The organism is Rhodococcus sp. AW25M09 (genome assembly GCF_000333955.1).
Lineage (GTDB): Bacteria > Actinomycetota > Actinomycetes > Mycobacteriales > Mycobacteriaceae > Rhodococcoides.
In genome coordinates this window covers 15,724-36,551 of record NZ_CAPS01000119.1, presented here as the reverse complement: position 1 = coordinate 36,551, position 20,828 = coordinate 15,724, and the positions used below count along the sequence as shown (strand labels likewise).

Sequence of the window (20,828 nt, the reverse complement as noted above, 5' to 3'; positions counted from 1 at the left end):
AAAGGCGCACGAGGGGGGTCTAGCGCCCCAGCAGCTTCTCCAGCGCGTCGAGCACGGACGGATCCTCGATGGTCGACGGCACGCCGTAATCCTCACCGGCGACGATCTGGCGCATCGTTTTGCGCAGGATCTTGCCCGAGCGGGTCTTCGGCAGCGCTCCGACGATCGTTACGTCGCGGAACGTGGCCAGGGCACCGATCTGATCGCGGACCATGGCGACCAGTTCGGTACGTAGTTGTTCCTCCGTGATGGTCTCTCCGGCCTTGAGCACCACGTAGCCGCTGGGGCGCTGGCCCTTGAGGTCGTCGTGGATACCGATGACGGCGCATTCGGCGACGGCAGGGTGACCGGCGAGCACGGCTTCCATCGATCCGGTCGACAGGCGGTGTCCGGCGACGTTGATGACGTCGTCGCTGCGGCCCAGCACGTACACGTAGCCCTCGGCGTCGATGTACCCGGAATCTCCGGTGAGGTAGTACCCCGGGAACGTGTCCAGATAGGAACGCTGGAAACGTGATTCGTCGTTCCACAGCCCCACCAACGCGCCCGGCGGCAGTGGCAGCTTCACGACGATGTTGCCCTCGATGCCGGCGTCCACAGGGTTGCCTACCGCGTCGAGGATGCCGACCTGGAATCCCGGTACAGGTACCGTCGGTGAACCGGACTTGATCGGAAGATGTTCGAGTCCCCGAAGATTGGCGCAGATCGCCCATCCGGTTTCGGTCTGCCACCAATGGTCGACGACGGGCCGATCCAGTGTGCGCGAAATCCACTCGTACGTATCGGGATCGAGGCGTTCACCGGCGACGAACAGGGTCTCCAGTGACGAGATGTCGTACTTCTCGAGCTCGGCCGCCTGCGGATCCACCTTGCGGATGGCCCGCAGCGCGGTCGGGGCAGTGAACAGGGCCCGAACACCGTGATCCTGGATCACCCGCCAGAACGCACCGGCATCGGGTGTCCCGACGGGTTTGCCCTCGTACAGAACCGTGGTGGCACCGGCGAGCAGCGGTGCGTAGACGATGTACGAATGTCCGACGACCCAGCCGACATCGGACGCCGTCCACATGACCTGACCGGAACCCACGTCGTAGATGTTGCGCATCGACCACGTCAGCGCGACGGCATGGCCACCGTTGTCACGCACGACACCTTTGGGCTTGCCGGTCGTGCCCGAGGTGTAGAGGATATACAGCGGATCGGTGGCCAGCACCGAAACCGGCTCTGCGGCAGTGGCGTCGGCGATAAGGGTGTCCCAGTCCAGCCATTCGTGATCACTGGGAATTCCCTCGCGCGACTTCACGATCACCGCCGGTGTGGTCGCGGTCGTCAGCGTCAGAGCGCGCTGCACCAGTGGGAGATATTCGATGACGCGACCGGGCTCGAAGCCGCCGCTCGCGGTGATCAGCAGTACCGGCTCGGCGTCGTCGATTCTCGCCGCCAGCTCCTTGGCCGCGAAACCGCCGAACACCACCGAATGCACCGCGCCGAGCCGAGCGCAGGCGAGCATGGCGACGACGGCCTCGGGAATCATCGGTAGATAGATCACCACGCGGTCGCCGGCGCAGACGCCCTGCTCGCGTAGCACTCCCGCGAATCGAGCGACCTGGCCGAGTAGTTCGGCGTAGCTGTAGCTGCGGGTGAGTCCGAGCATCGCCGAGTCGTAGATCAAGGCGGTCCGGTCACCGTGCCCGGCGTCGACGTGTCGGTCCAAGGCATTGAAGCACGTGTTCAGCCGCGCTCCGGGAAACCAGTGCGAGCCGTCGAAGGCGGTGGTGGGCGGGGTGTCCCAGTCGACCCCCGCCGCGGCGTCGAGCCAGAATTGTTCGCGCTTGTCGATGCTGTCGTCGAATGCCTGCCGATACTCACCACTCATGGGGCGAGCGTAGTTCGCCGGGCACTCGGTGCGGGTCGGGTTGCGCACTACCGGCGACGACCGGCGAGAACCCGTCGACCGGCGGTCATAGCGTGCGATGGTGCCCGGTTCACGTCAATATTCGCGGCCCAGGCGTCAAGATTGCGTCAACACCACTGTTCGACGCCACCGCGCGGCGCAAGACTTCTTCTCATGACTCTTCTCGACATGCTTCCGTCCCTCGGTGCCGCCTATGTTGCCCGGTGCGATCCAGCGCTGTGGCCTGCCGATACGCACTGTGTGTGCGGCCGTATCACCGTCGACGGCGTTGCGCTGGAGGATCTGGCCGACGCGCAGGGCACTCCGGTGCAGTGGGGGCGGATTCTGGTGACTCGGGTGCGTTCGGTGATCGCCGGTGAAGTGGGAGTCGACGCCGAGTTCGGGGATCTGGTGCAGGCCGTGGTGGTCAATCGCCATTCGATCGACAATGTGGTCAAAGTAGACCTGCACGGCCCCGGACGCCGCTGCGTCAGCCCGGTCGAGTTGCCCGCCGACCTGCGTGCGGGTGATGTTCTTGCGCTGATCTGCAGCGAGTAGCTCAGTTGCCCAGTGCGCGGTAGCGGCCGAGTCTCGATCGACTTCGATCTGCCGCATCGATCGTGGACAGTCGACGCAGCTCTCGGGCCACAGCATCTGCGACGCGCATAGAGAATGCAGCCGGTTCGTCTGCGGCGTCGAGGTTTTCGGGAACGATGGCGTCGACGATGCCGTCGCGCAGTAGGTCGACCGACCGGATGCCCTGCGCCTCGGCCATCTCCGGTGCATGTGCGGTGTCGCGGTGCACGATGGCGCTGGCACCCTCGGGCGGAAGCGGTGCAAGCCAGGCGTTCTGAGCGCACAGCACGCAGTCGGCGGGCAGAAGTGCGAGTGCTCCGCCGCCGGTGCCCTGACCGAGCAGTACCGACACCGTCGGGGTGTCGACGGTCACCAGATCGGAAATGGAGCGGGCGATTTCGGGAGCCAAGCCGCCCTCCTCGGCCTCCTTGGACAGCGCCGCGCCGAAGGTGTCGATGACCAGCACCAGTGGCAATTGCAGTTCCTCGGCCAGCCGCATCCCGCGTCGAGCCTCGCGGAGGGCCGCCGGACCCATCGTCGCGGTGGCCGTGCTGCTGCTTCGGTCGTTGCCGAACAGCACGCAGGAGACGCCGCGGATGCGGCACAGCGACAACAGGATCGAGGTATCGGCCTCGCCCTGGCCGGTGCCGCTCAGTGGAACCTGTTCGCTGGCTGCGTGTTCGATGAGTTGACGAATACCGGGTCGGTCGGCGCGTCGGGAGGACTGTACCGAATGCCAGGCCGACTGCTCCGGAATCTCTACGGGTATTTCGTCGAAGGATTCGGGCCAGACGGTGGCGTCGAGTATCACCCGAAGTGCGCGGACCAGCAGATGCCGAAGGTGTTCGACAGGCACCACACCATCGATCACCCCGTGCTGGTACAGGTTTTCGGCGGTCTGCACGCCCTCGGGAAAAGGCTTGTCGTACAACGCCTGATACACGCGCGGCCCGAGAAATCCAATCAAAGCACCGGGCTCGGCGACGGTGACGTGCGCCAGCGACCCCCAGGACGCGAACACCCCACCGGTCGTCGGATTGCGGAGGTACACAAGGTACGGCAGATGAGCCGCTTTGTGCGCGGTGACGGCGGCGGCGATCTTGACCATCTGCACGAAGGCCACTGTGCCCTCCTGCATCCGAGTGCCGCCGGAGGTGGGGGAAGCGATCAGCGGAAGCGTCTCGGCGGTAGCGCGTTCTATGGCGGAGGTGATGCGCTCGGCGGCTGCGACACCGATGGAACCTGCGAGGAAGGCGAACTCGCAGGCGATGATCACCACCCGTCGACCATCGATGGTGCCTTCGCCGGTCAGCACCGACTCGTCGACGCCGCTCTTCTCCCGTGCCTTCGCCAGATCCCGCTCGTAGGAGGCATTGGGGTGAACGCCGACCGGTTCGGAGTCCCAGGAGACGAACGATCCGCCGTCGAGAACGGAATCGAGAATCTCGGCGGCGGACGTCCGTGGGCTCATGCGTGAACCCTAGCGAGCAAACGCTTCCTTCCATGACACGGTCTTGCCGATGCGCAGAATGGAGCGCTGGTAGATCTTCGCCGCGCCCATGGCCAGGATCGCGGTGGTGATGATCATCAGCACCGCGGAGCCGACGATCTGCACCGGTGAGGTCACTCCGGCAGCGATGCGCAGCGGCATCATGATCGCAGAGAACGGGGGAATCCAGCTCAGCGTGTTGGCGAGCGTGCTCTCCGGATCGCTGACGGAGTAGAAGGCAGCGAAGAACATCGCCATGATCAGGATCAGCAGCGGCATCGTGGTCGAGTTGACGTCCTCCTGCCGCGAGACCATCGACCCGCCCGCTGCGTAGAGCACGGCGAAGAAGGCGAAGCCCAGGATGAACCAGGCCAAGGTGGCGGCGAAGACGCTCACTGCGGCACCGGTGACGGTGAGCACGCCCGTGCCCAATCCGGCTCCGACACCCGCGATTCCATAGAGTGCGAGCTGGACAATGCCGACCGCACCGATGCCGAGGATCTTTCCCCACAGCAACTGAAGTGGGCGAACGGTGGACAGCAGCAGTTCGACGACTCGAGAGGACTTCTCTTCGACGACGCCCATCGCCACGTACATGCCGAAGCCGATGATCTGTGCGTACAGCAGGAACACTGCCGACAGCGCGAGAGCCGTCCGCTGGCCTGCTTCGGGATCCGGTGGGTCGATTGCCTCGACGGTGACCGTTGCGGCGCTCGTGGTCGCTGCGAGTTCGGTCTGGTCGACACCCTGTTGCGCCAGTGCAGTATTCGTTGCCTGCGTCGCGACACTGCCTTCGACGACGGCGCGCAGCGTACCGGTCAGGTCCGAGTCGGTGACGGCCGTGTATGCGCCCGCGGTTCCGTCCGGAACCAGCGCCACATCGAGATCTCCGGATTCGACGCCGCTGCGTGCGGCTGCCGCGTCGGCGATCTCGCGGACCTCGACGGGGCTACCGACGGCATCGCCCGTTGCTTCCACTACCGCCGCGATGGACTGATCTCCCGCGACGCCGACCACGTCTCGCTCCTCGTCACCGCCGCCGGAGAAGATCGAGAACGCGATGATGCCGCCGACGATGACGGCCAGGATGATGACGTTGCTGATGACGAAGCTCTTCTTCATCACCTGAACGGTGAACTCGCGCTTGGCTATCAGTGATACAGCACGCATCGAACCCAACTGGGAGCTCATGCCACTACCGCCTCTCGGAACAGGTCGCTCAGGGAAGGTTTCTGGATGGAGAATTCGTGCACCGGACCGGTCGCGAGTGCAGTGCGCAGGACTTCTTGATCGTCGGCCCCGGGTGCCAGGCCGAGCACGGTGACGCCGTCGCTGTGGTCGAGCGTGCTCACTCCCGCGATGCCCGACGCCCATCCCGGTGCCGCGTCGGGTGCGTGGACGTGCAGGTGCGAATCTCCCGATCCGCGTAGTTCGTCGACGGTGCCGACGGCCTTCATCGAACCGGCGGCGATGATGCCGACGCGGTCGCACAGGCGTTGCACCAGATCGAGTTGGTGGCTCGAGAACACGACCGGTACTCCGGCAGCAGCCTTTTCGCGCAGGACCTCGCTCATGACGTCGACAGCAATGGGGTCGAGTCCGGAGAACGGCTCGTCCAGTACGAGCACCGCCGGATCGTGCACCAGCGCGGCAGCGAGCTGAACGCGCTGCTGGTTGCCCAGGCTCAGTGCATCGACCGTGTCGTTGACCCGCTCGTCGATGCCGAGGCGTTCGGTCCAGCGGATCACGGCGTCCTTGGCGTCCTTCGAGGACAGTCCGTGCAACTCGGCCATGTAGGCGAGCTGGGGGCCGACTTTCATCTTGGGATACAGGCCGCGTTCCTCCGGCATGTATCCGATGGTGCGGCGGACGTCGAGGTCGACGGGCTTGCCGCCCAACATGACCTGGCCGGAATCTGCGGACAACACGCCCAGTGCGATGCGCATCGTGGTGGTCTTGCCGGCGCCGTTGCTGCCGACGAAGCCGAACAGCTCGCCCGGCCGGACGTCGAAGCTGAGGTTGTCGAGGGCGATTTTGTCGCCGTATCTCTTGGAGACGGAGTCGATCGTGAGGGTGCTCATGGTGCCCTTTCGGTCGTTACTGCTGGTCGAAATATTCGATGTCTTCGGGTTCTGGGTCGGGGGTGATCCACGCGAGAATGATTGCGGGAGTAGAAATTCCGATCATCAGTGCTGCAAGCGTCCAACCGCCGCCGGCGTAGGCGAGGCGGGGGAGGTCGGGAAAGGTTGTGGACAGGAAGATCAGAGCGAAAGCCGCGACCAAGACCAGCCCTTGCGTAACAGTGAGACCGATGGATCGAGCTTCGTTGCGCTGCTGCACTTCCCACTCGTCGAGTGCGCCAGTGGGAGCATCGCTGTGGCGGCCGGAGACCGTCTGCAGCGCTGTCCAGATCGGAATGAAGATGACTGCGGCAGGAATCCAGACGATCGCGGCCCACGAGAAGAACAGGGTCGAGATGCTGACGACGACGAATGTGAGGTCTGCGGCAAGCACAGCCACAACGAGAATTCGGCGTCGATGTTGCGTGCGCCAGTTCGGGAGCCAATGACGTGTCTTGGCATCGTTTTCGAGGAATCGCCTTGTGCGATAGGCCTGATAGCGGGTGAGAATGTCGGGTCGCTCGCTCATGGTGTCAGCCATCCTCGGGGTCGGGGTCGGGAGTGGTCCACGCGAGAAGCATTGCGGGGGTCGTCCCTCCGGTGATCAATGCAGTCAGGACCAGTGCTCCACCGGAGATGCCGAGATTCGTTGCCCCGAAGGCGGATCCGATGAGCAAGTACCCTCCGGTCACGGTGCCCAGTACCTGAGTGACCGTCAGGCCGATGGATCGGGCCTCGTTGCGGAGCTGGACTTCGAGCTCGTCGAGCGCATCCACCGGGGCTTCGGCGCGCCGATTGGACACGATGCCGAGGACGATCGCCGCGAACGTGAACGCGATGTAGCAGATTCCCCAGGATCCGATCGCCCAGTCGAACACCGGTTCCGAGAGTGCGAATCCCGCAGATGCGGCAAGCAGCACCAGAAGGAACACAACGAAGGCTCGGCGTCGTTTCTGGGCTCGCAGTCCCGGCAGCCAGTTCGCATAGGTCTTTTCGTTCTCCAGGAACACTCTCGTCCGGGCTTCCTGATATCTGCTGAAGATGCTGGGACTGTGCGTGTTCATCGATCCTTCTCCCTTCGGAAGAGTTCGGCCGAAAGTGGTCCGAGTTCGGTACGCGAGAACACTGCTTCGATCGGCAGATCGAAGACATCGCAGATGCGCATGGCGAGGTCGAGGCTCGGGTAGTGGTCGCCTCGTTCGAGGGCGCCCACCGTCTGGGGATTGACTTCGACGAGTTCGGCGAGTTGCGCGCGGCTCATCTTTCGTTCCGCCCGCAGAACACCCACCCTGTTGTAGATCGGGAGCGCGGTACCGCGCTTGATGGGGCTCATGACAATGAAGTGTTGTATAAACCCAACGATGTGTCAACAGGAAATAACAGATGTGCGGATCTGTCTACATGACTTGTTGCTCTCGGGCGGAGGTGACGACGGCGCGCATCGTCGTCAGGAACTCGTCGATCGTCGCCCGCTGCTCGGGTGTGAAACGCGCGAGTTCCTCCAGGGCTCGGCCGATGACGGGGCCGAAGAACGCCGTACCGAGTTCCGATGCGTGCGCGGTGACGCGGAGTAGTACGCGTCTACGGTCCGATGGATCGGGTTCACGGAAAACCAAGCTCCTCTTCGTCATTCGATCGACGAGAGCTGTGACGGAGGCGGATTCGAGGCCGAGCTGCGTGCCGAGCCAGCCGGGTGTCGCACGTGTGCCGGCTCGGTCGGCGTCGAGGAGGCAGATCAGTGCGCGGATGTCCGTCGGGTGCAGGTTGTGTCGCTGTGCGAATTCTGCGCCGAGGAGGTCGAGGTCGACGGTCAGCGCGCGCAGCTGATGTACGGCGGAGGCGGGTTCGGTCATGTGCAGACCCTTCGGGAGGCGCTGGACGTGAAGTCTCTCTATTGTCTATTATCTCGATGATCGAGAGATAAAGGGGTCAAAGATGTCGACGCTGGACGAGTTCTACACCGCATACGACAGAGTGCTGCAGAAGTGGCCGGTCGAGGTCGAGGTCCTCGACGTCGAGACCGCATACGGGACCACGCGGGTCAACGCCTGCGGCCCCGTGGGTGGCCCGCCGTTGGTATTGCTACCGGGCGCGGGAGCGACGTCCACCGTCTGGTTCGCCAACGTCGAGGCACTCGCCCGGAAGTATCGGGTGTACGCGGTGGACCTGATGGGAGACGTCGGCCGGAGTGTCCCGGGAGAACGATCCATCGGGTCGGTCGAGGAATTGCTGAACTGGGTGACGGCGGTATTGGACGAGTTGAATCTGCCGACGGCGGCGCTCTGCGGTCATTCCTACGGTGCGATGATTGCCCTGGCTTATGCATTGCGCAATGAACGCCGCGTCGATGCACTGACGCTGCTCGACCCCAATTCCTGCTTCGGCTCGATGAGTCCGCGATACCTGCTGCACGCGATACCGATTCTGCTGTCTACCAACGAGACGCGCCAGCGTCGTTTCGTCGAATGGGAGACCGGAGGCCTTCGGTTGGATCCGGACTGGCTCGATGTCCTCGCGCTCGGGGCGGCTGACTTCCCGAAGGCGAAGACTATCGTCCCGAAACGGCCGAAGCCTGGCGCGTTCACAAATTTCGGCGTCGCCACCACAGTCGTGTTGGCCGGCGAGAGCAAGGTGCACAATGCTGCCACTATCGAATCGGCAGTCCGGGCCGTTCTACCCCAGGCGAGGACGGTGATCCTCGGCAGTGCCACGCACCACGGATTGCCGATGCACCCCGCCGCCGAGCTCAACGAGATCCTGCTGAGCTGATGCCCACGAAATATTCAGTTGCCTACCTGTACAGATGGGGAACTGAGTAATCCGCAGGCAAGCGTGTCACTTCTCCGACAACTGCCCGTCGGTCATCGTCCAGTGCCTGGTGCTGCGGACGGTATCGAGCATTCTGCGGTCGTGGGTCACCAGCAGCAGTGTTCCCTCGAAGTTCTCCATGGCGCGTTCGAGTTGCTCGATGGCAGGCAGGTCCAGGTGATTGGTCGGTTCGTCGAGTACCAGCAGATTCACTCCGCGGGCCTGCAGCAACGCCAGCGCTGCACGGGTTCGCTCACCGGGCGAGAGCGAGGATGCGGGCCGAAGTGCGTCGTCGCCGCGTAGCCCGAACTTGGCCAGCAGGGTCCGCACCTCGGCGTCGGGCCACTCGGGAACCGCTGCGCTCAAGGCGTCGGACACGGTGCCCTCGCCGACGAAATATGCTCGTGCCTGGTCGATTTCACCGATTGCCACACCGGATCCCAATGACGATGTGCCCTCGTCCGGGCTCAGTCGGCCCAGCAGCACCGAGAGCAACGTCGTCTTGCCGGAGCCGTTCGGCCCGGTGATGAGGATCCGATCGCCCCACTCGATCTGCGTCGTGACCGGTCCGAACGTGAACTCCGATCGGCGCACGACGGCTCCGCCCAGTACCGAGACGACGGTCCCGCTGCGGGGCGCGGCCGCGATCTCCATCCGCAGTTCCCACTCCTTGCGCGGCTCCTCCACCACCTCGAGCCGCTCGATGCGGCGTTGCGTCTGACGGGCTTTCGCGGCCTGCTTCTCGGTCGATTCGGCGCGGGTCTTGCGGGCGATCTTGTCGTTGTCGGGTGCCTTGCGGCGCGCATTGCGCACCCCTGATTCCATCCAGTTGCGCTGCATCTGCGCCCGAGATTCCAACGCGGACTTGGTGTCTGCGAACTCGTCGTATTTCTCCCGCGCATGCTGGCGCGCAATCTCCCGTTCCGCCAGATACGACTGATAGGTGCCGTCGTACACATCGATGCGGCGCTGCGCTCGATCGAGTTCGACGATGCCCGTCACCGTTCGGGCCAGAAATTCGCGATCGTGACTGACGACGACGATCGCCGCCCGCGTCGCGACGACGAACTGCTCGAGTTGCTCGAGGCCCGCCAGATCGAGGTCGTTGGTGGGCTCGTCGAGCAGCAGAATGTCGTAGCGGGCGAGCAGGATCGCAGCGAGCCCGGCGCGGGCCGCCTGCCCACCCGACAGATCGGTCATGAGTGCACTGCCGTCGACATCGAGCCCCAGATCCGCGAGCACCTTGGCGGTTCGCTCCGCCAGGTCCGCGCCGCCGAGGGCGAGCCACTTCTCCAGCGCGGGGGTGTAGAGGTCATCATCACTACTACCCAAGGCTTCGGCCGCGGCGTTCATCGAGGATTCGGCCGCGGTAACGCCGGTTCGGCGACCCAGGAAATCGAGTACCGACTCCCCGGCGATCCGTTCGGGTTCCTGCGCCAGATAGCCGACGGTCGCGTCCGGTGGACTGGTGTAGACCTCACCCTCGTGGTCGGCCGTCCCTACGCCGGCCAGCAGCGTCAACAACGTCGACTTGCCGGCTCCGTTCGCGCCGACGAGTCCGATCACATCACCCTCGGTGACCGTCAGGTCCAAGCCGGAGAACAGGGTGCGGTCGCCGTGGAAGGCGGCAAGATCGTCGATGCGCAGGGTGGCAGTCACACCATCAGTATCTCTGGCGGGTCGGGAACAGATTCACACTGCCGCCCGTTGGCATTCGTATGACGTTTTCAGCCGAGACCAGTACTGTCCCGACCATCGTGCTCAACGACGGCACGGCCGTTCCGCAGCTCGGGTTCGGTGTGTGGCAGGTTCCCGACGACGGTGCGCAGGCCGCGGTGAGCGAGGCTCTGAAGGTCGGATACCGCAGCATCGACACCGCGAAGGTGTACGAAAACGAGGCCGGCACCGGCAAGGCGATCGCGGAGTCCGGCATCGCCCGCGACGAGCTGTTCGTCACCACCAAGCTGTGGAACGACGATCAGGGCTACGACTCCACTCTGGCGGCGTTCGATGCGAGCATGGACCGCCTCGGACTCGAGTACCTCGACCTGTACCTGATCCACTGGCAGCAGCTCGATCGCGACAAGTACATCGACACGTTCAAGGCATTTCAGAAGCTGAAGGCCGACGGCCGCGTCGGGTCCATCGGCGTCTCCAACTTCACCATCCCGACCCTCGAGAAGCTGATCGACACCGTCGGCGAGGCACCGTCGATCAACCAGGTCGAGCTGCATCCGCGGTTCATCCAGGAGGAGTTGCGTGCCTTCCACACCTCGAAGGGCATCGCCACCGAGGCCTGGAGCCCCCTGGGATCCGGCACCATTCTCGACGAGCCGGTGTTCGCGAAGATCGGTGATGCACACGGTGTCACCCCGGCCCAGGTCATCCTGCGCTGGCACATTCAGCTCGGCAATGTGGTGATCCCCAAGTCGGTGACCCCGAAGCGCATCGCCGCCAACTTCGACGTCTTCGGCTTCGAGCTGAGCAACTACGAAATTCAGCAGATCAGTGCGCTGGACTCCGCCGACGGCCGCACCGGCCCCGACCCGGACAAATTCAGCAGCTGAACCTCGGGGGCCTAGTCTGTACCCATGTCGGAACCGCTCGAAGGCAAGATCGTTGCCGTCACCGCCGAGCGGCGCGCAGACGAACTGGCCACCATGCTCGAACGCCGCGGCGCGAACATCGTTCACGCCGCGGCGATTCACGTTCTACCCCTGATCGACGACTCGGAGTTGAAGTCGACCACCGAGGGCATCATCGGGCGTCCGCCGCAGATCGTGGTGATCAGTACGGGCATCGGCTTTCGTGGTTGGCTCGACGCGGCGGCCGGCTGGGGCCTGCGTGAGGGTCTCGTTGCTGCACTGGAACATTCGCGGATCATTGCCCGTGGCCCCAAGGCGCGCGGCGCAATTCGTGGAGCAGGTCTACGCGACGAGTGGTCGCCGGTCACCGAAGCCTCGCAGGAAGTATCCGATCATCTTGCCGCCGAGGGTATTGCAGGTGTGGACATCGCGGTTCAGCTGCACGGCGTCATCACCGAGTGGGAACCGACGCTTCATCTCGGTGATGCGCTGGCCGAACTCGGTGCGCACGTCCGACCGGTTCCGGTGTACCGATGGATTCGTCCACTCGATCAGGCCCCGCTGATCGATGTGGTGGAAAAGATCATCGACCATCGCGTCGACGCGGTGACGTTCACCAGTGCACCCGCCGTGGCATCGCTGCTCTCGACCGCGAAGGACAATGGTCTGCTCGACGCGTTCCTGGCCGCGCTGGCCGGACCCGTCGCCGCGATCTGCGTCGGGCCGGTGACCTCGGCTCCGTTGGACGCGTTGGGCGTGCCGACCTCGATGCCGAGCCGGGCACGCTTGGGTGCGCTGGCGAAGTTCGTGACCGAGCAGCTCGCCTCGCCGTAAAGACTCAGCTCAGCGTCTCGAGCAGTTCGGTCACCGCGGCTCGTCCCGCTCGATTCGCCCCGATCGTGCTGGCGGACGGTCCGTAGCCGAGTAGGTGGACCCGATGGTTCGCGGCCACTCGGGTGGCGAGGCGGCCGTCCATGACGATTCCGCCGCCGTGCCCTCGTAGGCGCAGCGGCGCGAGGTGGTCGAGTGCGCTGCGAAAGCCGGTGGCCCACAGGATGACATCGGCGTGCTGACTCGACCCGTCGGCCCAGACCACCGAATCGGCGGTGATGGCCGAGAACATCGGTCTGCGCTCGAGTGCGCCGCGCTCTCGTGCAGCAGCCAACGACGGGGTCAGCAACAACCCGGTCACCGATACGACCGAGCCCGGTGGCAGGCCCGCCCGCACCCGCTCTTCGACCATGGCGACGGCCGTGCGTCCGGCATCGCGATCGAACTCGGTGTCCCGGAACACCGGCTCTCGACGGGTCACCCAGGTGGTCGTCGTCACCCGGGAGATCTCGTCGAGCAGCTGGACTGCGGAGATTCCCCCGCCCACCACGACGACGTGCTTGCCGGCGAATTCCTCGGCCGTCGAAAAGTCCTTGGTGTGCAGTTGCCTACCGGTGAACGTCTCGGCCCCGTCGTAGTGCGGAACGAACGGCTTCTCCCACGTCCCGGTCGCATTGATCAGCCCCTCGGCCATGATCACGGTCTCACCGGCTTCGACCCGGAATCGAGGTTCGCGATCGCACACGACGGTCACCGTGACGGGGCGTCGGACATGCAGTTCGAAGCGTTCCTCGTACTGGCGGTAGTAGCGGGGGACGGCGTCGGCGGCCGCGATGGACTCCGGTGGTTCGTTCCCGAGAGTGTCGGTGAACGGCATCCCGGGCAGATCGTGCACGCCGTTCACGGTGCTCAGGGTCAGTGAGGGCCACCGAAACTGCCAGGCGCCACCCGGCCCGGGTGAGCGGTCCAGCATCACGAAGCCTGCTTCTGCGCTGAGTCCGGCTCGGTGCAGGTGGTACCCCGCCGAGAGCCCGGCCTGGCCTGCACCGATGACAGCAACCCGAGTGTCGATCACAGGTATCAGTAGATCAGGCCCAACACTGTGAACGCGCGTACCGGTGGGTAACCTCTGCTCTCGTGATCGGATTCTCTCGTGACGGCGACGTCGTCATCCTCGAACTGCAGCGACCGGATCGACGGAATGCGCTGAACACAGAGCTGTGCCTCGCGGTGCGCCACGGTGTCGAACGAGCCGAGCGTGACGGGGCTCGGGTCGTCGTCATCACCGGTCAGGGAACCAGCTTCTGTGCAGGCGCGGACCTGACCGGTGATGCCTTTCCCGAGTCTTTCGGGCAGATCCTCGAAGAGATGTTGGTCGCGATCGAGCACGCCTCGATTCCGGTGATCGCGGCCGTCAACGGCCCGGCTGTGGGGGCCGGGACGCAGTTGGCCATCGCGTGCGATCTTCGAGTCGTCGCGCCGGACGGCTTCTTCGAGATTCCCTCGACGCGGCTCGGTATTGCTGTGAGCAACTGGACCATCACGCGGTTGGCCGCGCTCGCGGGCGGGGGAGTTGCGCGCACCATCCTGCTGGGCGGCGAACGGGTGCAGCCCGAGCAGGCATTCACCTGCGGACTGGCCAACAAGCTGGGCGATCGTGCCGTCGCGACACAGTGGGCGCAGTCGATCACCGAGCTCGCTCCGCTCGCGTTGCGTCACCTCAAACTCGTGTTCAACAACGACGGGATACACGAGGATCCGACGCCGAAGCAGGCCGCAGCGTTCGAGGCGGCGTGGAGAAGCGAGGACATGAGAGAAGCGCGCCGCGCGCGAGCCGAGAAGCGCAAGCCGAAGTTCGTGGGCAAGTGATCAACGGAGCGCCCGACGCGGGCGATACCGCGTGGTTGCTGGCCAGTGTCGCTCTGGTCCTGTTGATGACGCCGGGGCTGGCGTTCTTCTACGGCGGCATGGTGCGCTCGAAGAGTGTGCTGAACATGATGATGATGAGCCTGTCGGCGATAGCCGTGGTGTGGCTGCTGTGGTTGGCCTTCGGATTCTCGATGGTGTTCGGCGACAACGTGATCGGTGGGTGGATCGGAAACCCGTTGCAGTACGCCGGGTTCGAGGGTCTGTTGGGCGGGGTGTACACCTCGGCCGGGGGAGCGGTGTCGATTCCGTTGGTGGGAACCGTCCCGGCGTTGGTGTTCGCGGCGTTCCAGGCGGGGTTCGCCATGGTGACGGTGGCGTTGATTTCCGGTGCCGTCGCAGACCGAATGCGGTTCGTTCCCTGGGTGTTGTTCGCAGCCTTGTGGTCCACCCTGGTGTACTTCCCAGTGGCGCACTGGGTGTTCTCGCTCGACGGTCTCACCAGTGAATTCGGCGGCTGGATCGCCAACCGGCTCGGTGCGATCGACTTCGCCGGCGGTACCGCGGTGGAGATCAATGCCGGCACTGCCGGGCTGGTGCTGGCGCTCGTGGTCGGCAAGCGCAGTGGATGGCCGCGAGATCCCATGCGCCCGCACAACCTCCCGGCCGTCATGCTCGGAGCCGGCTTGCTCTGGTTCGGCTGGTTCGGTTTCAACGCGGGCTCGTCCTTGGCTGCCGACGGCGTCGCCGCGGTGGCTCTGGTGAACACGATGGGCGCCGGTGCGATGTCGATGGCGGCCTGGCTCTTCGTCGAGAAGATCCGTGACGGTCACGCGACATCGTTCGGCGCGGCTTCGGGAGTGGTTGCCGGCTTGGTGGCCATCACTCCCTCGTGCACCGCCGTCACCCCGATCGGTGCCGCCGCGATCGGCATCGTCTCGGGGGCGTTGTGTGCACTGGCCATCGGCCTCAAATACCGCTTCGGCTACGACGATTCACTCGACGTCGTGGGCGTGCACCTCGTCGGCGGTGTCGTGGGCACGCTGATGATCGGACTCGTCGCCAGTGCGCAGATGCCGGCCGGTGTGGACGGCCTGTTCTACGGCGGCGGCCTGCATCAACTGTGGGTACAGGCGATCGCAGTAGTGGCGGTGTTCGCCTACTGTGCCGTCGTCACTGCAGGCATCGCGTTCGCGCTCAGAGCAGTCATGCGTGTCCGGGCCGACGCTCAACACGAAGCGGACGGTCTCGACGAACACGAGCATGCCGAGTCCGCATACGACTTCGGTGTGGGTCACGGCGGCAGCAACAAACCCGGTCTGTTCGGTAGATAGAGACCACCCATACCTGCGGTTTACGAACCGTTGGATCTTCGAAAGTCGTTCTGTCCCTTTTGAGTCGATGCGTCGGATCGTTGTTCGGTTCAGCCCCGTTCGTTCATCTTCGGTTCGCCTTGCCCGCTTGTTGTGCCCATAGTTTTTCGCTGCTCGGCATCGAGTGATGGACACGACGAAAGACTGAGGAACATGAAGCTGACTCGATTCGCGGCAACGTCCGCATTGGTCATTGCAGCGATGACGACCGCCATGGGCACCGCCTATGCCGATCCGGCCCCGGCCGTCGGCGCTCCGGTCGGTTGGAACGTCACCCAGGCCGGCAACCAGGTCCTGGTCGACACGACGGCAGGATCGCTGAGCAACGAGGACAACCACCTCGTCGTCCGGGACGCCAACGGCGTCATGGTCGATTCGGTACCCCTGGCCATTGCCGCAGACGGATTTTCGCACCCCGTCGCCGCAGTGATCGACGGCAACCACGCCACCCTGACCGCCGATGCCTCGCCCGCCGCGGCCACCCCGGTCTCTGCCACTCTCCCCGGTCTGCAGCAGGTCGATCTGCCCGCCGCAGTCTCCGGCGTCAAGGACAACCTCAGCCTCTCCGCTACCGTCGGTGGATTCCTCGGTGCTGCAACCGGTCTGGTGACCGGCTGCTTCCTGGGTGCCATCGCCATGGGCACCGTCTCCGCCCCCGCTCTGCTGCTCTTCGGTGCGGCACCGATCGCTGGATGCATCGGCGGCGCACTGCTTCTCGGTTCGGGTGCATCGCTCGCCGGTAGCACCATCGGCGGCCTGGGTGCCCTCGCAGGCAACGCGGGACAGTTCATCCAGCTCCTCAACGCTCCTCCCGCAGTCAAGAAGTAGATCTCTCGACCGCAGAGCTGTGGCCCGCATCGGATCCCGATGCGGGCCACAGTCGTCGACGGGTCTAGCGGGCCAGGGCCAGATCTCGCACGTGTGCCCGCCGCGCTGCCGCCATCAGCTCGACCACGGCATCCGCCACCTCGTGTGCGCGTTCGAGGATGACCATGTGTCCGGCCTGCGCCACCCGTACCAGGCGAGCGTCGGGTAGGTGGGCGGCGAGAGTTTCCGAGTGCCGCATCGGCGTCATCAGGTCGTCCGAGCCACACAGCACCAGGGTGGGAATCGAGGCCAGTGCGGCCAGGCCGGCCACCTCGTCCAGGCCTCGAAATGCTTCGAGGAACGCGGCCATCGTCACGATCGATGTGTCACCGAGCATCGCCGTCGCCAGCGTGACCACGCGCGGGCTGACCTTGTGGGATCCGCATCCCGCCGTCTTGACGATGGGTGCGCACACGCCGCGACTGAGCTTCTTCGCGCCCGACATCAGTCGCGGGGCGCGTCGAACAGCAGCTCTAAACGCCGACACGGCCGGATGCGCGAGGCACCTGCCGAGGCCGTCGTCGGCGATCCCGCCCGCCGACGTCGCGATCAACCCGACCCCGACCAGGCGGGAGCCGATGGCGTCCGGGTACTGACGCGCATAGGACAGCGCCGTCATACCGCCCATCGAATGTCCGACCACGACGAACGGTCCCGAGGGGACTACTGCGCGGATGACGTCGGCCAAATCCTCGCCGAGCCGGTCGATGGTGTAACTCTCGGGCACGGCCGCGCTCGATTCCCCGTGACCACGGTGGTCGTACATCACGATCCGAACGTCGTCGCCCCAGGTCTGCTCCACGTGTCGGCGCAGGTCGGTCCACGACTGCATGCGCAGGCAGTGTCCGTGGACGAACACCGCGGTCAGAGGTGCATTCGGGTGACCGAATTCGCGAACCGCCAGCGCGGTACCGTCGCCGGCTGCCACGGTGCTGCGGCGACCGACCTGATGAGTCTGCTCGCAGGCCTGCTCGTTGGTGTACATGGCGCTCCGCGGGTGTCAGGTTCACATGCTGTTGTCCGATACGTCGCTTCTGCGACACGCCGTGTTACGTGAATCACATCGCTGCAGATTGTGATATCTCCCAGACCAAGCCGAACGGTAGCCGGCACCGAATCACCGATGAGCGTTCAGGTGAGGGCGCGCGTTGCCAGTGAGGAGATCAGCCGTGAGCAAGATCATGGACAGGCTCGAAGAGATCGTGCCGCGGGCCGTTGCGGGAGATCGAACCGCACTCGAAGAAGTGTTGGTGCTGATTCAGCCACCGGTACGCCGCTATTGCGCCGCTCGGATCGGCAACCTCGATGTCGTGGCCGACGACGTGGTGCAGGACGTGTGCCTCGCCTTGGTGACCGCAGTTCCCAAGTACCGCGACATGGGGAAACCCTTCATGGCCTTCGTGTACGGAATCGCGGCCCACAAGCTGGCCGACGCCGGCCGTAGATCAGCTCTGCGACAGACGTTCTCGATGGACGAGATGCCGGAGGAACAATCCCCGGACGCCGGACCGGAGCAGCTCGCACTCGGCGGTGAACTGCGTCGCCACACCCAAGCCCTGATGGAGACCCTGCCCGAGAAGCATCGGGAGATCATTTTGATGCGAGTGGTGTGGGGGCTGACGGCACCGCAAACCGGCGAAAGGCTGGGAATGACGGCCGGAGCCGTGCGCGTGGCCCAGCATCGGGCAATGAACATGCTGCGCGCCGAACTGGCGAACTTCTCGCTGCTGGCGGCGCGCGCCGCCGCGTGACGTTGCTGTAGCGATGGACATGCAGTCTGAATGTCCGAATCGCCGGATCGATTAACATTAGCTACACACGCGCAAGACACTCCGGCAACCTGGCGGTTCTAGGTTGTTGATCCATGACCGCCGTACAGCCAGCGCCGACAGACACCGCGCTCAAAGAGACGCTCGAGGACTACACGCTGCGCTTTGCGCCGCGTAGCTACCGTAAATGGGGAACCGGTGTTGTCGCGACGTCCGCGCTCGGCGGCATCGCGTACCTCGCGGACTTCGCCATCGGTGCCAACATCGGAATCTCCTACGGAACCGGCAACGCACTCTGGGGCATCCTGGTGTTCGCCGTCGTGATCTTCCTGACGGGGCTCCCACTCGCCTACTACGCTGCCCGCTACAACATCGACCTCGACCTCATCACGCGCGGTAGCGGATTCGGCTACTACGGTTCGGTGGTCACCAACGTCATCTTCGCGACGTTCACGTTCATCTTCTTCGCGCTCGAGGGCTCGATCATGGCGCAGGGGCTGGAACTGGGGTTGAGCATTCCGCTGCCGATCGGGTATGCGGTATCGACGATCATGGTGATTCCGTTGGTCATCTACGGCATGAAAGCTCTTGCCAAGCTGCAGGTGTGGACGACGCCCCTGTGGTTGGTGCTGATGGTGCTGCCGTTCGTCTATCTCGTCGTGAGCAATCCGGACTCGGTCGGGGCGTTCTTCGCCTACGGCGGTCAGGACGGAGCCGACGGCAAGGGCGTCAACGTCGGTTCGGCGCTGCTCGCTGCCGGCGTGTGTCTCTCGCTCATAGCGCAGATCGCCGAGCAAATCGACTACCTACGTTTCATGCCTCCCAAGACACCCGAGAATTCCCGACGCTGGTGGACGGCAGTGCTTCTCGCCGGACCTGGCTGGGTCATCTTCGGTGCACTCAAGCAGGTCGTCGGGCTGTTCCTCGCCGTGTACCTGATTGCCAACGTCGTCGACGGCTCCACCATCGCCAACGAGCCGGTGCACCAGTTCCTGGAGATCTACGAGAACTTCATGCCGGGCTGGCTGGCCATGACGCTCGCGGTGATCCTGGTGGTCATCAGCCAGATCAAGATCAACGTCACCAACGCCTACTCCGGCTCGCTCGCGTGGACCAACTCCTACACCCGCCTCACCAAGACGTATCCGGGTCGCATGGTGTTCGTGCTGTTCAACCTCGCGATCGCACTGATCCTGATGGAAGCCAACATGTTCAGCTTCCTCAACAGCATCCTCGGCTTCTACGCCAACTGCGGTATCGCGTGGATCGCGGTGGTGGCCTCGGACATCGTGTTCAACAAGTACATTTTGAAGCTCTCACCCAAGGTGCCCGAGTTTCGACGCGGCATGCTCTACAACATCAATCCGGTCGGCTTCGGTGCGATGGCGGCCTCGGCCATCCTGTCGATTCTGGTGTTCTTCGGAGCATTCGGTTCGACGATCAAACCGTTCTCGCCGATCGTCGCTCTCGTTCTCGCACTGGCCCTTCCGCCCATTCTGGCGGTGGCCACCAAGGGCAAGTACTACCTGCGACGCACCGACGACGGGATCGATATTCCGATGTTCGACGAGTACGGGAATCCGACCGAAGTCACCCTGCTCTGCCACGTCAGCGGAATGGAGTTCGAGCGACCCGACATGATCGCGTCCAACGTGCCGGGACCCAACGGAGAGAAGCAGTACATCAGTTCGTTGTCGCTCAGTACCGACAAAACGGGGGAGCACATTCTGCCGCCGCAGTAGGCGGCTGCGCCGCAGGTGCGTGGAAGTTCGTAGTGGGACACGAACTTCCACGCACCTCATGCGTCAGCGGCCGCGGAAATTCGGATCCCGACGCTCGAGCATCGCGTTCACTGCCTCGGGATGATCCTCGGTGTGGTGTGCGATGGCCTGATACGCCGCAGAGAGTTCGAGCAAGGATTCCAAGCTCTGCTGTTGGCCTTCGCGCAGCAGCTTCTTCGTCATCCGGAGTGCCTGCGGCGGGTTGACGGCCACGCGTCGAGCGAGTTCGTGGGCCGCGTCGAGCAGGTCGGCAGGCTCGACGACCCGAGAGACCATGCCCCATTCCAAAGCCGTTGCCGCGTCGATGGCCTCGCCGGTGAACGCCATTTCGCTCGCGCGTGCCATGCCGATGGCGCGGGGGAGCAGCCACGCTCCGCCGTCACCGGGAATGATGCCGACCTTGACGAAACTTTCGGCGAACTTCGCTGTGGTCGAGGCGATGCGCAGGTCGCACATCAATGCCAGATCGCAACCGGCTCCGATCGCCGGGCCGTTGACCGCGGCAATGGTAGGAACCTCGCAGTGATACAACGCCTTGGGGATTCGTTGGATGCCGTGACGGTAGCTCTGACGTAGCTGAGCAGGGCTACCACCGAACATGCCCTCTCGGTCACGCATGTGCTTGACGTTTCCGCCCGAGGAGAACGCCGACCCGGCTCCGGTGAGGATCGCAACCCGCACGCTCTCGTCCCGATTGATGGCGACCACGGCGTCTTCGAGAGCCTCGATCGTCTCGTTCTCGGAAATCGGATTGCGTGCGTCCGGGTTGTTCAGCGTCCAGACGACCACGTCGCCTTGTCGTTCGATGAGTACGGGTTCTCTCACGGGCGGGCCTTTCGTTGTTCTGCGGCTGCGCCGGTCGTGCGCCT

At 64.5% G+C, this 20,828-nt stretch carries 21 protein-coding genes; 9 read left to right on the top strand and 12 right to left on the bottom strand.

The window, feature by feature from the left end; all coding sequences use genetic code 11:
• Positions 1–19 precede the first annotated feature (19 nt).
• Complete coding sequence (locus RHODMAR_RS22505) at positions 20–1,876, bottom strand: propionyl-CoA synthetase (protein ID WP_042940118.1); 1,857 nt, start codon at positions 1,874–1,876, stop codon at positions 20–22.
• Between the two features lie 192 nt (positions 1,877–2,068).
• Here RHODMAR_RS22505 and RHODMAR_RS28765 point away from each other — a divergent pair, with 192 nt between their 5' ends.
• Positions 2,069–2,452 (top strand): hypothetical protein, encoded by a 384-nt coding sequence (locus RHODMAR_RS28765; RefSeq protein ID WP_042940115.1) that lies wholly within the window; start codon positions 2,069–2,071, stop codon positions 2,450–2,452.
• A gap of 1 nt (position 2,453) precedes the next feature.
• Here RHODMAR_RS28765 and RHODMAR_RS22495 read toward each other — a convergent pair whose 3' ends face one another.
• The 7 genes from RHODMAR_RS22495 to RHODMAR_RS22465 all read right to left on the bottom strand — a co-directional run bounded on the left by RHODMAR_RS22495 (position 2,454) and on the right by RHODMAR_RS22465 (position 7,932).
• Entirely contained in the window at positions 2,454–3,941 is a 1,488-nt protein-coding gene (locus RHODMAR_RS22495) for a carboxyl transferase domain-containing protein (protein ID WP_008719236.1), read from the bottom strand.
• A 9-nt stretch (positions 3,942–3,950) separates the two neighbouring features.
• Positions 3,951–5,150 carry an ABC transporter permease gene (locus tag RHODMAR_RS22490; RefSeq protein WP_008719235.1) on the bottom strand — a complete coding sequence of 400 codons (1,200 nt, stop codon included), beginning with the start codon at positions 5,148–5,150 and terminating at the stop codon, positions 3,951–3,953.
• Entirely contained in the window at positions 5,147–6,040 is an 894-nt protein-coding gene (locus RHODMAR_RS22485; RefSeq protein ID WP_008719234.1) for an ABC transporter ATP-binding protein, read from the bottom strand. The genes RHODMAR_RS22490 and RHODMAR_RS22485 overlap by 4 nt, the downstream gene beginning before the upstream one ends.
• A gap of 16 nt (positions 6,041–6,056) precedes the next feature.
• Positions 6,057–6,608: a hypothetical protein gene (locus RHODMAR_RS22480; protein ID WP_008719233.1), complete on the bottom strand. Its 552-nt coding sequence runs from the start codon at positions 6,606–6,608 to the stop codon at positions 6,057–6,059.
• A 4-nt stretch (positions 6,609–6,612) separates the two neighbouring features.
• Positions 6,613–7,143: a hypothetical protein gene (locus RHODMAR_RS22475; protein ID WP_008719232.1), complete on the bottom strand. Its 531-nt coding sequence runs from the start codon at positions 7,141–7,143 to the stop codon at positions 6,613–6,615.
• Positions 7,140–7,412 carry a helix-turn-helix transcriptional regulator gene (locus RHODMAR_RS22470; protein WP_008719231.1) on the bottom strand — a complete coding sequence of 91 codons (273 nt, stop codon included), beginning with the start codon at positions 7,410–7,412 and terminating at the stop codon, positions 7,140–7,142. The genes RHODMAR_RS22475 and RHODMAR_RS22470 overlap by 4 nt, the downstream gene beginning before the upstream one ends.
• Positions 7,413–7,476: 64 nt before the next feature.
• Positions 7,477–7,932, bottom strand: coding sequence for a MarR family winged helix-turn-helix transcriptional regulator (locus RHODMAR_RS22465; RefSeq protein WP_008719230.1), 456 nt, complete (start codon positions 7,930–7,932; stop codon positions 7,477–7,479).
• Positions 7,933–8,014: 82 nt separating this feature from the next.
• Here RHODMAR_RS22465 and RHODMAR_RS22460 point away from each other — a divergent pair, with 82 nt between their 5' ends.
• Complete coding sequence (locus RHODMAR_RS22460; protein ID WP_008719229.1) at positions 8,015–8,848, top strand: alpha/beta fold hydrolase; 834 nt, start codon at positions 8,015–8,017, stop codon at positions 8,846–8,848.
• A gap of 66 nt (positions 8,849–8,914) precedes the next feature.
• Here RHODMAR_RS22460 and RHODMAR_RS22455 read toward each other — a convergent pair whose 3' ends face one another.
• A complete protein-coding gene (locus tag RHODMAR_RS22455) occupies positions 8,915–10,546 on the bottom strand; it encodes an ABC-F family ATP-binding cassette domain-containing protein (protein ID WP_008719228.1) in 1,632 nt (543 codons plus the stop codon).
• A 59-nt stretch (positions 10,547–10,605) separates the two neighbouring features.
• Between RHODMAR_RS22455 and RHODMAR_RS22450 the strand changes: the two genes are divergently transcribed.
• Together RHODMAR_RS22450 and RHODMAR_RS22445 are read left to right on the top strand one after the other, a co-directional pair.
• Positions 10,606–11,454 carry an aldo/keto reductase gene (locus RHODMAR_RS22450; RefSeq protein WP_008719226.1) on the top strand — a complete coding sequence of 283 codons (849 nt, stop codon included), beginning with the start codon at positions 10,606–10,608 and terminating at the stop codon, positions 11,452–11,454.
• 24 nt (positions 11,455–11,478) lie between these two features.
• A complete protein-coding gene (locus RHODMAR_RS22445) occupies positions 11,479–12,306 on the top strand; it encodes a uroporphyrinogen-III synthase (RefSeq protein ID WP_008719224.1) in 828 nt (275 codons plus the stop codon).
• Positions 12,307–12,310: 4 nt separating this feature from the next.
• Here the strand turns inward: RHODMAR_RS22445 and RHODMAR_RS22440 are convergent, their stop codons facing one another.
• Positions 12,311–13,384: an NAD(P)-binding domain-containing protein gene (locus tag RHODMAR_RS22440; RefSeq protein ID WP_042940114.1), complete on the bottom strand. Its 1,074-nt coding sequence runs from the start codon at positions 13,382–13,384 to the stop codon at positions 12,311–12,313.
• Positions 13,385–13,440: 56 nt separating this feature from the next.
• Here RHODMAR_RS22440 and RHODMAR_RS22435 point away from each other — a divergent pair, with 56 nt between their 5' ends.
• From RHODMAR_RS22435 to RHODMAR_RS22425, 3 genes are all read left to right on the top strand, one after another.
• On the top strand, positions 13,441–14,172 hold the full coding sequence (locus RHODMAR_RS22435) for an enoyl-CoA hydratase (protein WP_008719221.1): 732 nt from the start codon (positions 13,441–13,443) through the stop codon (positions 14,170–14,172).
• Positions 14,169–15,503, top strand: a complete 1,335-nt coding sequence (locus RHODMAR_RS22430; RefSeq protein ID WP_008719219.1) for an ammonium transporter — start codon at positions 14,169–14,171, stop codon at positions 15,501–15,503. The genes RHODMAR_RS22435 and RHODMAR_RS22430 overlap by 4 nt, the downstream gene beginning before the upstream one ends.
• Positions 15,504–15,695: 192 nt before the next feature.
• The gene (locus tag RHODMAR_RS22425; protein WP_008719217.1) at positions 15,696–16,370 is read left to right on the top strand and encodes a hypothetical protein; all 675 of its coding nucleotides are present in this window, start codon (positions 15,696–15,698) and stop codon (positions 16,368–16,370) included.
• A gap of 64 nt (positions 16,371–16,434) precedes the next feature.
• Here RHODMAR_RS22425 and RHODMAR_RS22420 read toward each other — a convergent pair whose 3' ends face one another.
• A complete protein-coding gene (locus tag RHODMAR_RS22420) occupies positions 16,435–17,394 on the bottom strand; it encodes an alpha/beta fold hydrolase (protein ID WP_008719216.1) in 960 nt (319 codons plus the stop codon).
• A 184-nt stretch (positions 17,395–17,578) separates the two neighbouring features.
• Here RHODMAR_RS22420 and shbA point away from each other — a divergent pair, with 184 nt between their 5' ends.
• Both shbA and RHODMAR_RS22410 read left to right on the top strand, forming a co-directional pair.
• Positions 17,579–18,160, top strand: a complete 582-nt coding sequence (gene shbA, locus RHODMAR_RS22415; RefSeq protein WP_008719213.1) for an RNA polymerase sigma factor ShbA — start codon at positions 17,579–17,581, stop codon at positions 18,158–18,160.
• Positions 18,161–18,273: 113 nt separating this feature from the next.
• Positions 18,274–19,920 carry a purine-cytosine permease family protein gene (locus RHODMAR_RS22410; RefSeq protein ID WP_008719210.1) on the top strand — a complete coding sequence of 549 codons (1,647 nt, stop codon included), beginning with the start codon at positions 18,274–18,276 and terminating at the stop codon, positions 19,918–19,920.
• 63 nt (positions 19,921–19,983) lie between these two features.
• Here the strand turns inward: RHODMAR_RS22410 and RHODMAR_RS22405 are convergent, their stop codons facing one another.
• Positions 19,984–20,784, bottom strand: a complete 801-nt coding sequence (locus tag RHODMAR_RS22405) for a crotonase/enoyl-CoA hydratase family protein (RefSeq protein ID WP_042940113.1) — start codon at positions 20,782–20,784, stop codon at positions 19,984–19,986.
• Positions 20,785–20,828: the final 44 nt, after the last annotated feature.

Coding starts and splice junctions, on each gene's coding strand:
- RHODMAR_RS22505 (WP_042940118.1), bottom strand. CDS start 1,876: ATGAGTGGTGAGTATCGGCAGGCATTCGACGACAGCATCGACAAGCGC.
- RHODMAR_RS28765 (WP_042940115.1), top strand. CDS start 2,069: ATGACTCTTCTCGACATGCTTCCGTCCCTCGGTGCCGCCTATGTTGCC.
- RHODMAR_RS22495 (WP_008719236.1), bottom strand. CDS start 3,941: ATGAGCCCACGGACGTCCGCCGCCGAGATTCTCGATTCCGTTCTCGAC.
- RHODMAR_RS22490 (WP_008719235.1), bottom strand. CDS start 5,150: ATGAGCTCCCAGTTGGGTTCGATGCGTGCTGTATCACTGATAGCCAAG.
- RHODMAR_RS22485 (WP_008719234.1), bottom strand. CDS start 6,040: ATGAGCACCCTCACGATCGACTCCGTCTCCAAGAGATACGGCGACAAA.
- RHODMAR_RS22480 (WP_008719233.1), bottom strand. CDS start 6,608: ATGAGCGAGCGACCCGACATTCTCACCCGCTATCAGGCCTATCGCACA.
- RHODMAR_RS22475 (WP_008719232.1), bottom strand. CDS start 7,143: ATGAACACGCACAGTCCCAGCATCTTCAGCAGATATCAGGAAGCCCGG.
- RHODMAR_RS22470 (WP_008719231.1), bottom strand. CDS start 7,412: ATGAGCCCCATCAAGCGCGGTACCGCGCTCCCGATCTACAACAGGGTG.
- RHODMAR_RS22465 (WP_008719230.1), bottom strand. CDS start 7,932: ATGACCGAACCCGCCTCCGCCGTACATCAGCTGCGCGCGCTGACCGTC.
- RHODMAR_RS22460 (WP_008719229.1), top strand. CDS start 8,015: ATGTCGACGCTGGACGAGTTCTACACCGCATACGACAGAGTGCTGCAG.
- RHODMAR_RS22450 (WP_008719226.1), top strand. CDS start 10,606: ATGACGTTTTCAGCCGAGACCAGTACTGTCCCGACCATCGTGCTCAAC.
- RHODMAR_RS22445 (WP_008719224.1), top strand. CDS start 11,479: ATGTCGGAACCGCTCGAAGGCAAGATCGTTGCCGTCACCGCCGAGCGG.
- RHODMAR_RS22425 (WP_008719217.1), top strand. CDS start 15,696: ATGAAGCTGACTCGATTCGCGGCAACGTCCGCATTGGTCATTGCAGCG.
- RHODMAR_RS22420 (WP_008719216.1), bottom strand. CDS start 17,394: ATGTACACCAACGAGCAGGCCTGCGAGCAGACTCATCAGGTCGGTCGC.
- RHODMAR_RS22410 (WP_008719210.1), top strand. CDS start 18,274: ATGACCGCCGTACAGCCAGCGCCGACAGACACCGCGCTCAAAGAGACG.